We start from the raw sequence: 13,611 nt of genomic DNA on the forward strand, positions 1-13,611 counted from the left end.
GCGTTCTGCCGCTTGCCTTCGGGTAGAATTATCCAGTTGTGGATTGTCGATTAACTCCACCAAAGCATCAATCGCTTTTTCGTTGCCAGAGTCAATTTGCCCTAAGCTTTCTGCTGCTAGCCTTCGGATAGAATCATCCAGTTGTGGTTTGCCGATTAACTCTACCAAAGCATCAATCGCTTTTTGGTTGCCAGAGCCAATTTCTCTTAAGCTAGATCCCGCTAGGATTCGGTTAAAATTATCCAGTTGTGGTTTGCCAATTAACTCTACCAAAGCATCAATCGCTTTTTGGTTGCCAGAGCCAATTTGCTCTAAGCTTTCTGCCACTTTTATTTGGCTAAAATAATTCAGTTGTGATTTGCCAATTAACTCCACCAAAGCATCAATCGCTTTTTGGTTGCCTGGGTCAATTTCCCCTAAGCTTTCTGCCACTTGCCATCGGATATAATCATCCAGTTGTGGTTTGCCGATTAACTCGATTAAGGCAGCGATCGCTTTTTGGTTCCCAGGGTCAATTTGCTCTAAGCTTTCTGACGCTTGCAATTGGGTAGAATCATCCAGTTGTGGTTTGCCGATTAACTCGATTAAGGCAGCGATCGCTTTTTGGTTGCCAGAGCCAATTTGCCCTAAGCTAGATGCCGCTTGCCTTCGGTTAGAATCATCCAGTTGTAGTTTGCTGATTAACTTCACCAAGATATCAATCGCTTTTTGGTTCTCAGAGCCAATTTTCCCTAAGCTATATGCCACTTGCCATTGGGTACGATCATCCAGTAGTGGTTGATCGATTAACTCCACCAAAACATCAATCGCTTTTATGCGATTTGTCTGAGACAGTGCTGTTATTGCTCCCTCTGCGATTGGTTCGAGAAATCTTACCCACTTGTTTTGTTCAACCTTAAACTCGCCAAAGCGCCATTGAACTATTTCCGCCACAATAGCATCTGCGTTGCAAGAATTTTTCCACTCATCAATTCCCGCAGCAGCGAGAAAATAAGCGCGAAACTCGTAAAATCCCCTTGTGACTCTATCAATAGCTCTGTATTCTCCGCACCCATCATCAAATTCCACCAACGCCTGAATAAACTCTTCCTTCTCCTCCCTCCTCACATCCTCACGTCCCAACCACAGCAAAATCACCTCTTTCCACTGCGGGGCAAAAATGCGATAAACACCTAGCGCAGGGTTGTCGGGAACATGATTCAGAAACTCGTGCCAATCATCAACTGCCAACGCTGCAAAATATTCCTCAAATGTGGGATGGTAGAAAGCGTAAACTTTCTCTTTTGGTGATTCCGCAGCCAGTCCAACTTTATTTAGCCATCCCAACTTTAACGCTAACCAAAATAAAGAATTTTGCTGTTTTGCATCACCTAATACCTCACGCACAAATTTATGTCGTAGCCGAAACCGTGACGTTTCTTCATCAATTGCCCGTTTTGCCAAACGTCCCAAGGCTGCGTTTAATTCCTCTTGCTGCTGTTCGGTGGTAGGGAAGCGCTTTTCCCACTTGTAAAACTCTTCCACAAAATGCTGATAAAGTTCAGCTTTAGTTTCCGGTAAACCTTTATCGGAACTTTGCCAAGTGCTACACAACAGCGCCAACCGCAAAGGATTTTTAACTAAATCTTGGATGCGCTGACGTTCAGGTTTATCTAATTCCTGCCATAATTTTTCCCCTTTGTCTGCATCTTTGTTGTGAAACCAACGCCCAACAAACTCTTGCACTTGTTGCGGATATTCAAAATTGAGTAACTGATACTTCTCAAAATTTTCTAAAGCGTTAGCGTTTGCTTCCCAAACATTCACCCGACAAGTCAGCACAACCCGCGCATTTTTCACCCATCCCGTCAACTGCTGGGAAATCTCAGTTAATGGTTGGAGTGAAGACATTTCATCTGCTGCATCCAACAACAACCACACACGATTATTTTTGAATAAATCTGCGAAAGCGTTTTCCTGTTCTTCTTTTACACGCACCACTGCTAAAGCATTCTTCAGCCAATCTTGCAGTAGATAATTTTCTACACTCTTTCCTTGCAAGTCTGCCAAAGAAATCCAAATTGGTAAACCCAGATTGTTGTTTAATATCCAAAAAGCTATAGTTTGCAACTGAGTAGTTTTTCCCGCACCCGGTTCCCCAATTAAAGCGATGCGGTGTCCTTGAGTTTTACCAACACCATCACCGATAATTTGCTCTAAAAAAGCCTCATGTTCAAATCGCTGCTTCTCTTCATAACTAGGTTCATAAAGCCGCGAACCTTGTTCTGCGGAAATATCCTCGCTGCACTTCTTCGGTTTGTTACGCTCTACCAATGCTAAAGGGACATGAATTGCCTCTAGCTCAAATTTCATCTCATCATCAGCAAACAGCAACTCATTTGTGGTAAGACGCTTGTGCTTTTCCAGCATAGCGCCGCAGATGTCTTGCCAGTAAGACTCGTCTGATTTCTGGGAATTCGCTTGTAAAGCTTTAGATTTTTCTGGTCTACTAACTTCCCATGCTTGGTCAAATTGCTTCAGGTTCTTTTCCTTATCTTTTGACCACAGTTTCAGGGTGAAGTGCCAACTATCAACACCCTTAGTTTGGGTGCGGTTATCTTCCAGAATCTTCAAAAAGTCTTTCAGCAGAACCAGCGCTTCTCGAATTTGCGGTTTGGTAAACTTGCCTAGATGTTTATCTTTTTCTGTGAGATATTCCAAAGCTACCAGAGTTGTCTCGATTATCAGCTTCGGGTTGGCACTGTCTTCTGCTTCCCACTTGAACTTAATATCAAACTTACTGTTTTCAAATTCCCAATTGGCGAAATCAACTAAAGCCTCTAAAAGGCGCTTCACCCGTGCTTTTACCTCAGAACCGTAAGTCTTTCTTGGCATGACAGTCAAAGACAAATCCCAAAAAGTTTGGGGCTACCCCTAATTGAATTTACCACCCCAAACCCATGTATTCCTGATTTGAACGAGATTTTATCCGCCTTGATTGCGTTCACCACCCCAAAGAGATGCTGTATTCAACAACTCATTCAGGCGGTACGAAATGAAAAACAAGGGTCAAAGTGCAAGCCAAAGAGCGATGTCTACGACGGGCTACGCCTACGCTTTCTTGCTAATTCTGCAAACAATATTAATTGGTGTAAATGCCGAAAACCGCATTCAGCAAGGAGACTCACCAATCGAGGTTTTAATCTGGATGATTAATCAATGTATTCCAGTCCTAAAAGAAGCCAGCAGTTTGCAAGAAAAACAGAAAAAGAGCTTGTTACCTAAACATCGCCGTTCTGAGGATCAATAATATCACAAGCCCCTCTTTGCTTGCAGAGATGGGCTGTGGCTATATTGGTTGATTTATATAGGAATCCAGTTTAATTGCGTGAAAAAATCTAATAACAATTTAATTAATGATTGCAACACATCCTTGGTTTAAGACGCGATGAATTGTGGGATGAAGAAGACGCGATGAATCGCGTCTCTACAAGATGTATGGTCTATTTGTTACGTTTCTCGATTGCGTGCAATCCGGTTCGGATAGGGTTTTTTGATAAAAATTATAATAGATGACAAAAACGCCTTGTAGAGACGGCGATTTATCGCGTCTCTCTTGCTCGTTCAGAACACAACCCCATTCGTTCAGAACACAACCCCATTCGTTCAGAACACAACCCCATTCGTTCAGAACACAACCCCATTCGTTCAGAACACAACCCCATTTGTCCAGAACACAACCCCATTCGTTCACAACACCACCCCATTCGTCCAGAACACAACCCTATTCGTTCACAACACAAGCCCATTCGTTCAGAACACAACCCTATTCGTTCACAACACAAGTTTTTTGTCGTGTAATTACTGAACCAGCAATCCAATCTTATTACAAAAAACACCTTATTTTGCAAGTTTTACTGAACCACTATACTGTCCCATTGAGACACTCTAGAAAGATAAAGTTTAGTAAAAAGTCTGCATTGATGCCACGACAAAAAAGAAGCTCTACCGTGCTAGAAAAAACCGAACAGAGAGTAATCGGATTTAAATCGATTGATTCCAGCCTCGACTTTGGTGATTCGATCAGCTTAAACCATTTAACCGAGTTAACCGGGCAACTCCGCAACCAGATTGACCAGTATAATATGATGCTAACTGCCATTGACACAGCAAAGGAACAAATAGAAACCCTTGAAAAGACCATTCGCGAAACTTCAGAACGCTTAGTCAGTGGTGTAGTGTTAAAGTATGGCAAAGACAGCCGGGAATATGAAATGACAGGCGGAGTACGCAAGAGCGATCGCATTCGTAAAGCCACAATTACCCGGTTAAAATCCACCGCAGACTCAAAAGTGGCTTCTACACAGACGGCGTAATGAGCAAAAAATAGGCATCATTCACGGTGAATGATGCCCATGTTATCGGAGTTTTATTCCTCAATCAACTCAAAATCAACCCGTTCATAAATATCACGCAAGGTAATTTGAAATTCAATAGAATCTAAGACTAAAACTGCCTCTTCACCTTCATATTCCTTAAAAATCCATTGACCTTCTGCTTGCTTTGTAAATTGTTCCACAGCAAAACTATACTGGTCAATCATGATATATTCCTGAAAACCAGAAATTGAACGATAATATTTAAACTTATCTGTTTTGTCATAATTTTTAGTTGAATTTGATAATACTTCAACAATTAATAAGGGATTAGTGATAATTGTTTTACCTGTTCCCTCATAGATAGGCTTACCTTTGATGACCATAACATCAGGATAAGTATAAATGCGATGACGAGGTATTGATAATTTTACATCGCCTATGTAAATATCATAATCTTGCCCTTGCACTGTCAGAGGAAACTTGCGACAAAAATTAAGTGCAATTTTGTTGTGGTTAGTTGTTCCCCCAGTCATGGGTATAATTTCTCCATCTCTGTATTCATTTTTATATTCAGCCTTCTCTTCTAATTCCAAATATTCTTCTGGGGTGTAGTAGCGCTTTTCTGTTTGTAAAACCATATTAATTAACTCATAAAATGGGGAAATGGTTCTGTTATCAATAGCGTAACGTACCCGAAAGATAGCGAAAATAAATATTTTTGTTATACAAATACGGTTGCAGACAATGTAACAATAGCGATCGCAAGCCAATACTTTTAGCCATACCCACCAGTGAACGCCCCTACCAACATCTCTGCACAAACTCAGAATCGCAAAGCGGATCACATTCGGATCTGCTTAGAGGAAGATGTTCAGTCTCATCAAATCACCAATGGACTGGAACGTTATCGTTTCACCCATTCTTGCTTACCCGAACTAAACCACAACGATATTGATGTCAGCACAACTTTCCTGGGGAAACACCTTGGCGCACCCTTATTAATTTCTTCCATGACTGGCGGAACAGAACAAGCCGCAATGATTAACCAACGTTTGGCCCAAGTCGCGCAACACTACAAAATTGCAATGGGTGTTGGTTCCCAGCGAGTAGCGGTAGAAAAACCCCAAGTAGCTGATACTTTTGCTGTCCGCAAGTATGCGCCCGATGTTCTGTTATTTGCCAACTTAGGCGCTGTGCAACTTAACTACAAGTATGGCTTAGATGAATGTTTGCGCGTAGTTGATATCCTAGAGGCTGATGCCCTGATTTTACATATCAACCCTCTACAAGAGTGCATTCAACCCAAAGGTGATACTAATTTTCGGGGCTTGATTGACAAAATATCTGATTTATGCAGTAAACTACCAGTGCCAGTGATTGCGAAGGAAGTAGGTAACGGCATTTCAGCAGCGATTGCACAGAAACTAATTGCCGCTGGAGTAGCAGCCATTGATGTGGCGGGTGCGGGAGGTACTTCTTGGGCAAAAGTAGAAAGTGAAAGGGCAGAAAATCCTTTGCAACGTCGCTTAGGGATGACATTTGCCGATTGGGGTTTACCGACAGCAGAGTGCATTACAACTATTAGAGCGCTCGCACCAGATGTCCCCTTAATTGCTTCAGGAGGTTTGCGTCATGGATTGGATGTTGCAGTTGCGATCGCCTTGGGAGCAGATATAGCTGGTTTAGCAATGCCTTTTTTGCAAGCAGCAGCAACATCAGAGACAGCAGTTGCGGAACTTGCTGAAGTATTAATCGCCGAAATCACCACAGTCTTATTCTGCACTGGCAACACCACCTTGTATCAGTTAAAGCACTCTGGAAGTTTACAGCGCATAGAATAAATTAAGTAGGTCATTAGTCATTAGTCATTTGTCCTTTGTGAATGACCAATGCCCAATGCCCCATGCCCAATGCCCCATGCCCAATGACTAATGACTAACTTTATTAAACAAACTTTTGCTAGTTTAGTTGGCACTTTACTAGGACTAATTATTTTCAGTGGTTTGGGAACTACTGGACTGTTTCTCCTGATATTGGCTGCTACCTCCTCTAAAGATACTGGGCCAAATGTGAAAGATAAGTCAGTGCTGGTTTTTGACTTGTCAATGAAAATTACTGATGGCGAACCTAGTTCAGACCAACTGTTTCAAAACACAATATCAGGTGTGGATGAAGAAAGAATAACACTCCGCAAAGTTGTGGAAACTTTGGAAAAGGCTCGACGCGATCCGCGAATTATCGGGATCTACCTGGATGCGACAAGCGCAAGCCAAGCTAGTGATGTCGGCTACGCTTCCCTGAAAGAAATTCGGAAAGCACTGGAAGAGTTTCGCGCTGCTGGAAAAAAAATTGTCGCCTATGGCAGTGATTGGAGTGAAAAAGGATATTACGTTAGTTCAGTGGCAGATTCCATTGTACTTAATCCTCTAGGAATGATGGAAGTCAACGGTTTGAGTTCACAACCAGTATTCTTAGCGGGAGCATTGCAGAAATATGGCATTGGTATTCAAGTCGTGCGAGTGGGGAAATTTAAGGGAGCAGTTGAACCGTTTCTCTTGACAAAGTTAAGTCCAGAAAACCGCGAACAAACTCAGAAATTGTTAGATGATGTTTGGGGAGAGTGGCGCACTGCTGTAGGCGCAAGTCGGAAAATTGAACCTCAACAGTTGCAAGCGATCGCAGATAATCAGGCGCTACTAGAAGCCACACAAGCCAAAACCAGCCGTTTAATTGATCAAGTACAATACCCCGATGAAGTGGTAACTGACCTCAAAAAGTTGACAGATAGCGATAAAGAAGACAAAACATTTCGTCAAATTAGCCTGAATAGCTACGCCCAAGTTTCCGGAAAATCTTTGGGTGTAGAACGTAGCTCAAAAAATCAAATTGCTATTGTTTATGCTGAAGGCGAGATTGTCGATGGTAAAGGAGAAACTGGGCAAGTAGGAGGCGATCGCTTTGCCAAAATCTTCAACAGACTGCGACAAGATCAGGATGTGAAGGCGGTTGTATTACGAATTAATAGTCCTGGTGGTAGCGCTACCGCATCTGAAGTCATGCAGCGAGAAGTGAAATTAACTCGTGAGGCAAAACCAGTTGTAGTCTCAATGGGTGATATTGCCGCCTCTGGTGGTTATTGGATTGCTAGCGACTCAAATCGCATTTTTGCCGAACCAAATACCATCACAGGCTCAATAGGTGTGTTTGGAGTGCTATTTAATGGGCAAAAACTGGCTAATGATAATGGCATTACCTGGGATTCGGTGAAAACCGCACGCTATGCTGATAGTCAAACAGTTTCGCGTCCGAAATCGCCTCAAGAGTTGGCACTTTATCAGCGCAGTGTTAACCGCATTTATAATATGTTTCTGAATAAAGTTTCTCAAGGTCGCAAACTCCCAGAACAAAAAGTGGCAGAAATTGCCCAAGGAAGGGTTTGGTCAGGTGTGGCGGCCAAAGAAATTGGTTTGGTGGATGAAATTGGTGGTTTGAATACTGCGATCGCTTATGCTGCCAAGCAGGCGAAACTAGGAGAAGACTGGGAAGTGCAAGAATATCCCCGCACTAGCAGCTTCGGAGAACGCTTTTTCGGGCGTGTAACAGAAGAAGCGCAGACTGCTTTAGGAATTGAGGCGGCGCAACCCAAATCAGCCAATCCTCTCACCACTGAATTCCAGAAATTGCAACAAGAAGTAGAGATTCTGCAAAGGATGAACGATCCACAGGGAATTTACGCCCGCTTACCTTTCAACTTGAAGATTGAGTAGATGCTTTTTTGAGCATCATGAGGCAAGAACTCAGGGTTTGTAGTAAGCACTTTAGTGCTTAGAAAATTAAGGACTCAAGTGCTTACTACTAACTGGCTTACCCACTATCGCAAGGCGAATAGCTTGGACTCGCCAGCCATAAACCAGCTGACATTTGCTGCATGGATGTGTAAAGTAGTTGAGAGAAACTACTATCTTCCTTCTGACACATCTATCTATGGCTAGAAAAACACAACGTCTTTTGCTGCTAATTATTTCCTGTAGTATGACTGGTGTAATTTTAGGAGGTACTGCTGGTTGGGCAGAAAGTAATCTCTGCTTGGGAGACAGTAAAGTTACCAGTGAATGCCTAACCCAAGATCCAACTCAAAAAACTATCCAAGGAATGAGTACCGGATTGGTAGCTGGGGCTGGGGCCGCTTTCGGTGCAGTATGGCAGTTACGGCATAAAGATTGAGCATGAACTACCACTAACCCGAAATTTCGGGTTAGATTGGGTTTCTGTACTAATTAGCCAGTGCCTCCACTTTTACTTTCGCCGAGTATAAAGTCATGTGGGCCAATAATCCTGATTTATGTGGCTTTGGAAGAATACCGATCTATTAATGCACGAGCAAATTTCTGGTGTTGTTCAGCTAGATATTGAGGAGAGATAAACTGAGCATTGTCCATGAAGCGGTACACCCAGCGGCAAAACTCCTCCAGCGATCGCTTAGGAAGTTTAACAATATAATCTATGTAAGTAGATTTGCTATGTGTCTTATTCATAAGTCTGGGTTAATCGCCTGGATTGGTGAACGAAATAATCAGCTTTTTGGTCACTTACGTTGTTTTATTGACATTTTGCAACGCAGTCACAGCGCGTTGAGTAGTGACTCAATAATAAGCAGAGCGTCAATGGCCTTAGTTCTGGATATAATCCTTATCTAATAAGACTTTCAAGCTTATCCCGGTTTTCGGTTCACCTGCTACTCAAGCCCTATAGAATTGGTATAAACCTATGAGAATAGAAAAGTGATCGCTCTCTATCTCAGCCCTAATCTTTAAGCATTAAGCTCTAGGTACTCTAATATATCTGTCAGGGTTATCCGCACGATACTCAAAAATTCGATGTAGTGTACCTTCTCCTCCGCCATCATAATTTGTTCTATAGTGAGACTCTGAAACTACAACTTTTTTAACACCAGAGCTATCAATATAAACACGCTCAACCACAGCCACATGATTCATACCATTCCTTGTCCATTGTGCAATATCACCAAATTGCACATCATTACTATCTACAATGGTCGCTCCATTGGAAAGCTGATTATGCCACTGATTAGCATTACCAGACATTGAATTAAGCGCAGCAGCATTACCACCCAGTTCTTTTAAACGACCATGAGCGTACCAAGTACAATTTCCTTCTGTCCCTGTGTTATCAGGATTTTGCAGCCCTATAGGTGCGTAATTGTTCTTCCAAAATATATTACCTGTTGTGTAGAACTCAGGGCGAGTTTTAAAGTAGTCCAATCCTACTGGCTGCGTCAGTAAAGCAGTAGTATTATCTACACCGTTCGTTCCTTGGATCTGCCACTCCTGACCCACTGGGTTCCCAATATTTGCACCAGCCTTAACAGAAGAACCATTGATCAACCAAGTTCCTATCTGCCCATTGCTATTGCGCCAAAGAATATCTGACTTACCATCTCCATCAAAATCGGAGTTAGACATTTCAATTGATAAACTCTTGCCATCTATAACAATAGTTGAATGATCATTCTCAGTCTTCAACAGAAACAGATTATCCGCATTCAAAGACTCATTATGCACTATCTTTTGGAACAGTTCACCCTCATCCCCTAATGCATCAAAAGTATTAATTTTGGAGTCGAGCCAATGACCGAACTCTTCATGAAAAACAGCAGTAATTGCTTCAGTATTACTGGCGTTATTTAATAAGAAGTCTTCAGAAAAATAAATAGTATTTGTTTCTTGAGCAAAACTAGCATTTGCACCATTCAACTGTATTCCTGTCAGCACATCAATTTCAACAAGATTCCTGAAACCGCTTTGCTTGACATCTTGAACTACCTTTTGAAATGCTTGTCGATCCCAGTTATTATCAAAAACCAGATTCATGTTGTAATCAAGGTCAGGACTAGCAATAAATTGGCTGAACTGTTCATGAGCTAAGTCTACAGCCTCTAACAAATATCCTGGTAAAGCTGATCCAGTTCCTGCTTTTGAACTAGACACTAAGGACATCAGAGATAATCCCGCATCCTCAGATGGAATCATTACATTTGAATAATTATGTACCCCTATTTCCGGAGTGGAAGATGCAACTTTTTCAAGATTCATTTTGATTTATCGAGAATTACAGCAAAATTCAAATACATCTCAGTTATATCCGCGACATTTTGGAAAAGACAATTGGCTAATAATTTTTTTACGAAGAAAATATAATATTTTAATACCTATGTAAAAACACTGTATCTGCTCGTTAAAATATGTTTTATACCGCTTTATTTAAGCAACCAATTGAGATATTAGAGAAGTCGCTGTTGCATAACGGGCAACAGCCATACTACATATACCCCTTATGAGAATATTGAAGGTTTGATTTCTTTTATTTTTCCTTCGTTATCTAGAATGACTTGAATTCCTGGATTTTTTGGATCTATAGGTAGGGCTAAATCAAAGGTAATAACTGCTTCTACATCGTTGTATTTGGTTCTAACTGTGCTAACACTTAGCTGCAACAGACTGAATCGATATCTGGGTTGGGATGCAAAGAAGTATGCCTATGGGCGCATTTGCTTTCTTGGTAGCTTATAGAGAATAATCACAGATAAAGCAGCTTTGGCATCTTCATGCGAGAGAATAAATATAAAATATGGCGATCGCAATCGATTTTGGTACTAGCAACACAGTCATTGCTCGTTGGAACCCTGTCACCCAGCAGCCAGAAACCCTGACTCTACCAGGCTTATCAATTAAACAAAGTCTCAATCCGCCACTGATTCCCAGCTTGGTTTATGTTGAAGACGCAACCCAAAATAAAGTCTTAGTTGGGCAACAAGTACGCGATCGCGGTCTTGATCTCAAAGGCGAAACGCGATTTTTCCGCAGCTTCAAACGCGGTATTGGTGCAAATATTCAAGGTTTCTTACCCGAACTAGATGGGCAAATTGTCACTTTTGAACAAGTCGGGCAATGGTTTCTCACCAAAGTAATTGAGGAACTAGCACCCCTGCAAGGTGGCTTAGATTCTCTGGTGTTAACCGTACCCGTAGACAGTTTTGAAGCCTATCGCTATTGGTTGGGAAACGTTTGTCAATCCCTTCCCGTCGAACAGGTGCGAATGCTAGATGAACCCACAGCCGCCGCCTTGGGTTATGGCTTGGCAGATCAAGAAATTCTCTTGGTAATTGACTTTGGTGGCGGTACTTTGGATTTGTCCCTTGTGCGGTTAGATCAAGGCGTGCAAGCAACCACCAAGCCGTTGGGATTTATCCTCAAGTGGGGTAATAAGTCCCTGGCTGAAGATTCAAAACAAAAAGTTAAAACCGCCCGTGTCCTGGCGAAAGCTGGGCAAAATCTGGGCGGTACTGATATTGATAATTGGTTAGTAGATTACTTTGCCAAAACTCAAGAGTTGGCGGTAAGTCCCTTGACAACACGATTGGCAGAACGGGTAAAAATTCAGCTATCAACTCAAAATCAAGCGAGTGAAGTTTATTTTGATGATGAGACATTTGAAAGCTATGAACTAGAATTAAACCGCGATACTTTTGAAGATATTCTCAAAGAACACGCATTTTTTGAGTTACTAGATGAGTCGATGACGACACTGTTGCAACAAGCAAAACGCCAAGGGATAGAACTTCCAGATATTAATGCAGTTTTGTTAGTTGGTGGAACTGTGCAATTGCCGGCAGTGCAGACATGGATTAAACAGTATTTTGAGCCAGAAAAAATCCGTTGCGAACGTCCCTTTGAAGCGATCGCTCAAGGTGCATTACAGTTAGCCCAAGGGATACAAATCAAAGACTTTCTCTACCATAGTTATGGTATCCGCTACTGGGATCGCCGCAACCAGCGTCACAAATGGCATTCTTTAATTAAAGCTGGACAGGCATACCCAATGAGTCAGCCAGTGGAATTAGTCTTAGGCGCTTCTGTAGAAAATCAACCCAGCATTGAGTTAATTATGGGAGAATTGGGAGCAGATACAGGTAACACCGAAGTTTATTTTGATGGCGATCGCTTAATTACTCGTCGTCTAGATGGTAATGAAACCAGTGTCAAACCCCTCAACGATCAAGAAGGCGCGAGGACAATTGCCCAACTAACACCAGCCGGATATCCTGGAAGCGATCGCATCAAAATCCTCTTTCAAGTTGATGAACAACGCTTTTTGCGAATCACCGTTGAAGACTTGTTAACAAATGACACACTTTTGGAGAATCAACTTGTGGCACAGTTGAGCTAAAGGTTATTTTTGAAGGAGGCAGGAGGCAGGAGGTTTTTTCACTTATAGGATTCAAACCCCTCCTGAAAAAGAGCCACAAAACTAGAATTTTTGGAGTTCTTGTCTTAAACCCTTGCTCCATTAGGTTGCGGGCTGTTACAGATAGCGCAGCGGTAGCTCAGGAGAGGAGCGTCGGGCAGTTTTCCTCTACTCTTGACTGCCCGACGCTCGCGGACTCGCTAACGCTGCGCTATCTGTCTCCAACATCCTCGATAAAGTAAAAATCAAATTTTTGTAGGTATGTTATGCCGTAACTCCTTCTAATTCCAGTCGAGTTATTTCTAGCCACCCATCTTTAACCATCCAAAAACTTGATTGACGGTTAGTGCAAGTTCAATTTCTGGTAATACAGGCAAAAAGTCTTCTCCTTGAAGTAGCACTGGCTGCTGCCGTGGTAGAAATACCAAGATACTGAAATCATCAGGGTCAAGAAACCATCCAAGGCGGGTGCCATACTTTAGACAGTAGAGAATGTTCCCAATTACTTTGTTAGGTTTTTGTTCTGGCGATAGAATCTCAATCGTCCAGTCTGGCGGAAGTTCAAAATTATCAGGTACTTCATCATCAACGGTGAAACGTATGCGTTCCCACTGAAAGACAGCTACATCAGGTACAATTGAGCGATACCTACGGCGGGCTACGCCTACGCCAAAAGTACACCGTAATTCAGGAAACGCATAGGCAATCTTCCGATTCTCCACGACTTCATTAACAACAGCACATAGTTTACCTTGTAAGCGGCTGTGTCTCCCTTTCGGCGTTGGCTTTTGGATAATCTCACCATTAATATATTCACTCGCAGGTTTTGATTCTGGGAGCTTCAGAAACTCCTCCAGGGTAAGTAGTTGAGTAGTTGAGTAGCTCATAGCTCCTAAATCCCTCGAAGATGTGTTTTTAGTCTAGCAGTGATGTAGAGTGCGTCACACTTGGCAATTCTTACCTGGATATATGGACAGGTAAGAATTGC

Annotated in this window: 11 protein-coding genes; 6 read left to right on the forward strand and 5 right to left on the reverse strand. The window is 42.2% G+C overall.

Annotation, left to right across the window (positions count from 1 at the left end):
• Positions 1–2,874 (reverse strand): HEAT repeat domain-containing protein (locus tag RRG12_RS07250; RefSeq protein WP_420758835.1); only part of this gene is annotated, 2,874 nt, incomplete at its 3' end.
• A 160-nt stretch (positions 2,875–3,034) separates the two neighbouring features.
• Here RRG12_RS07250 and RRG12_RS07255 point away from each other — a divergent pair.
• Complete coding sequence (locus tag RRG12_RS07255) at positions 3,035–3,289, forward strand: hypothetical protein (RefSeq protein ID WP_141699840.1); 255 nt, start codon at positions 3,035–3,037, stop codon at positions 3,287–3,289.
• A 673-nt stretch (positions 3,290–3,962) separates the two neighbouring features.
• Positions 3,963–4,355: a hypothetical protein gene (locus tag RRG12_RS07260; RefSeq protein WP_420758836.1), complete on the forward strand. Its 393-nt coding sequence runs from the start codon at positions 3,963–3,965 to the stop codon at positions 4,353–4,355.
• Between the two features lie 53 nt (positions 4,356–4,408).
• Here the strand turns inward: RRG12_RS07260 and RRG12_RS07265 are convergent, their stop codons facing one another.
• Entirely contained in the window at positions 4,409–4,996 is a 588-nt protein-coding gene (locus RRG12_RS07265) for a Uma2 family endonuclease (protein ID WP_420758837.1), read from the reverse strand.
• Positions 4,997–5,149: 153 nt separating this feature from the next.
• Between RRG12_RS07265 and fni the strand changes: the two genes are divergently transcribed.
• The 3 genes from fni (at position 5,150) to RRG12_RS07280 (ending at position 8,582) form a co-directional block, all read left to right on the forward strand.
• A complete protein-coding gene (fni, locus tag RRG12_RS07270; protein WP_420758838.1) occupies positions 5,150–6,199 on the forward strand; it encodes a type 2 isopentenyl-diphosphate Delta-isomerase in 1,050 nt (349 codons plus the stop codon).
• Between the two features lie 90 nt (positions 6,200–6,289).
• Entirely contained in the window at positions 6,290–8,125 is a 1,836-nt protein-coding gene (gene sppA, locus RRG12_RS07275) for a signal peptide peptidase SppA (RefSeq protein WP_420758839.1), read from the forward strand.
• Between the two features lie 217 nt (positions 8,126–8,342).
• Positions 8,343–8,582: a hypothetical protein gene (locus RRG12_RS07280; protein ID WP_420758840.1), complete on the forward strand. Its 240-nt coding sequence runs from the start codon at positions 8,343–8,345 to the stop codon at positions 8,580–8,582.
• Between the two features lie 116 nt (positions 8,583–8,698).
• Here the strand turns inward: RRG12_RS07280 and RRG12_RS07285 are convergent, their stop codons facing one another.
• Both RRG12_RS07285 and RRG12_RS07290 read right to left on the reverse strand, forming a co-directional pair.
• On the reverse strand, positions 8,699–8,893 hold the full coding sequence (locus RRG12_RS07285) for a hypothetical protein (RefSeq protein WP_420758841.1): 195 nt from the start codon (positions 8,891–8,893) through the stop codon (positions 8,699–8,701).
• A gap of 282 nt (positions 8,894–9,175) precedes the next feature.
• Positions 9,176–10,408, reverse strand: a complete 1,233-nt coding sequence (locus RRG12_RS07290) for a CHAP domain-containing protein (protein ID WP_420758842.1) — start codon at positions 10,406–10,408, stop codon at positions 9,176–9,178.
• 598 nt (positions 10,409–11,006) lie between these two features.
• On the opposite strand from RRG12_RS07290, the gene RRG12_RS07295 reads away from it, so the two are divergent.
• Positions 11,007–12,605 (forward strand): Hsp70 family protein, encoded by a 1,599-nt coding sequence (locus RRG12_RS07295; protein WP_420758843.1) that lies wholly within the window; start codon positions 11,007–11,009, stop codon positions 12,603–12,605.
• A 320-nt stretch (positions 12,606–12,925) separates the two neighbouring features.
• Here the strand turns inward: RRG12_RS07295 and RRG12_RS07300 are convergent, their stop codons facing one another.
• Entirely contained in the window at positions 12,926–13,510 is a 585-nt protein-coding gene (locus tag RRG12_RS07300) for a Uma2 family endonuclease (RefSeq protein ID WP_420758844.1), read from the reverse strand.
• Between the last annotated feature and the right edge of the window lie 101 nt (positions 13,511–13,611).

It is taken from the genome of Nostoc sp. CALU 546 (assembly GCF_048836525.1).

What these genes read in the sequence shown, in the direction of transcription:
- RRG12_RS07285 (WP_420758841.1), bottom strand. Translation starts at nt 8,893, where the DNA reads ATGAATAAGACACATAGCAAATCTACTTACATAGATTATATTGTTAAA.
- RRG12_RS07290 (WP_420758842.1), bottom strand. Translation starts at nt 10,408, where the DNA reads ATGATTCCATCTGAGGATGCGGGATTATCTCTGATGTCCTTAGTGTCT.
- sppA (WP_420758839.1), top strand. Translation starts at nt 6,290, where the DNA reads ATGACTAACTTTATTAAACAAACTTTTGCTAGTTTAGTTGGCACTTTA.
- RRG12_RS07255 (WP_141699840.1), top strand. Translation starts at nt 3,035, where the DNA reads ATGAAAAACAAGGGTCAAAGTGCAAGCCAAAGAGCGATGTCTACGACG.
- RRG12_RS07265 (WP_420758837.1), bottom strand. Translation starts at nt 4,996, where the DNA reads ATGGTTTTACAAACAGAAAAGCGCTACTACACCCCAGAAGAATATTTG.
- RRG12_RS07295 (WP_420758843.1), top strand. Translation starts at nt 11,007, where the DNA reads ATGGCGATCGCAATCGATTTTGGTACTAGCAACACAGTCATTGCTCGT.
- RRG12_RS07260 (WP_420758836.1), top strand. Translation starts at nt 3,963, where the DNA reads ATGCCACGACAAAAAAGAAGCTCTACCGTGCTAGAAAAAACCGAACAG.
- RRG12_RS07280 (WP_420758840.1), top strand. Translation starts at nt 8,343, where the DNA reads ATGGCTAGAAAAACACAACGTCTTTTGCTGCTAATTATTTCCTGTAGT.
- RRG12_RS07300 (WP_420758844.1), bottom strand. Translation starts at nt 13,510, where the DNA reads ATGAGCTACTCAACTACTCAACTACTTACCCTGGAGGAGTTTCTGAAG.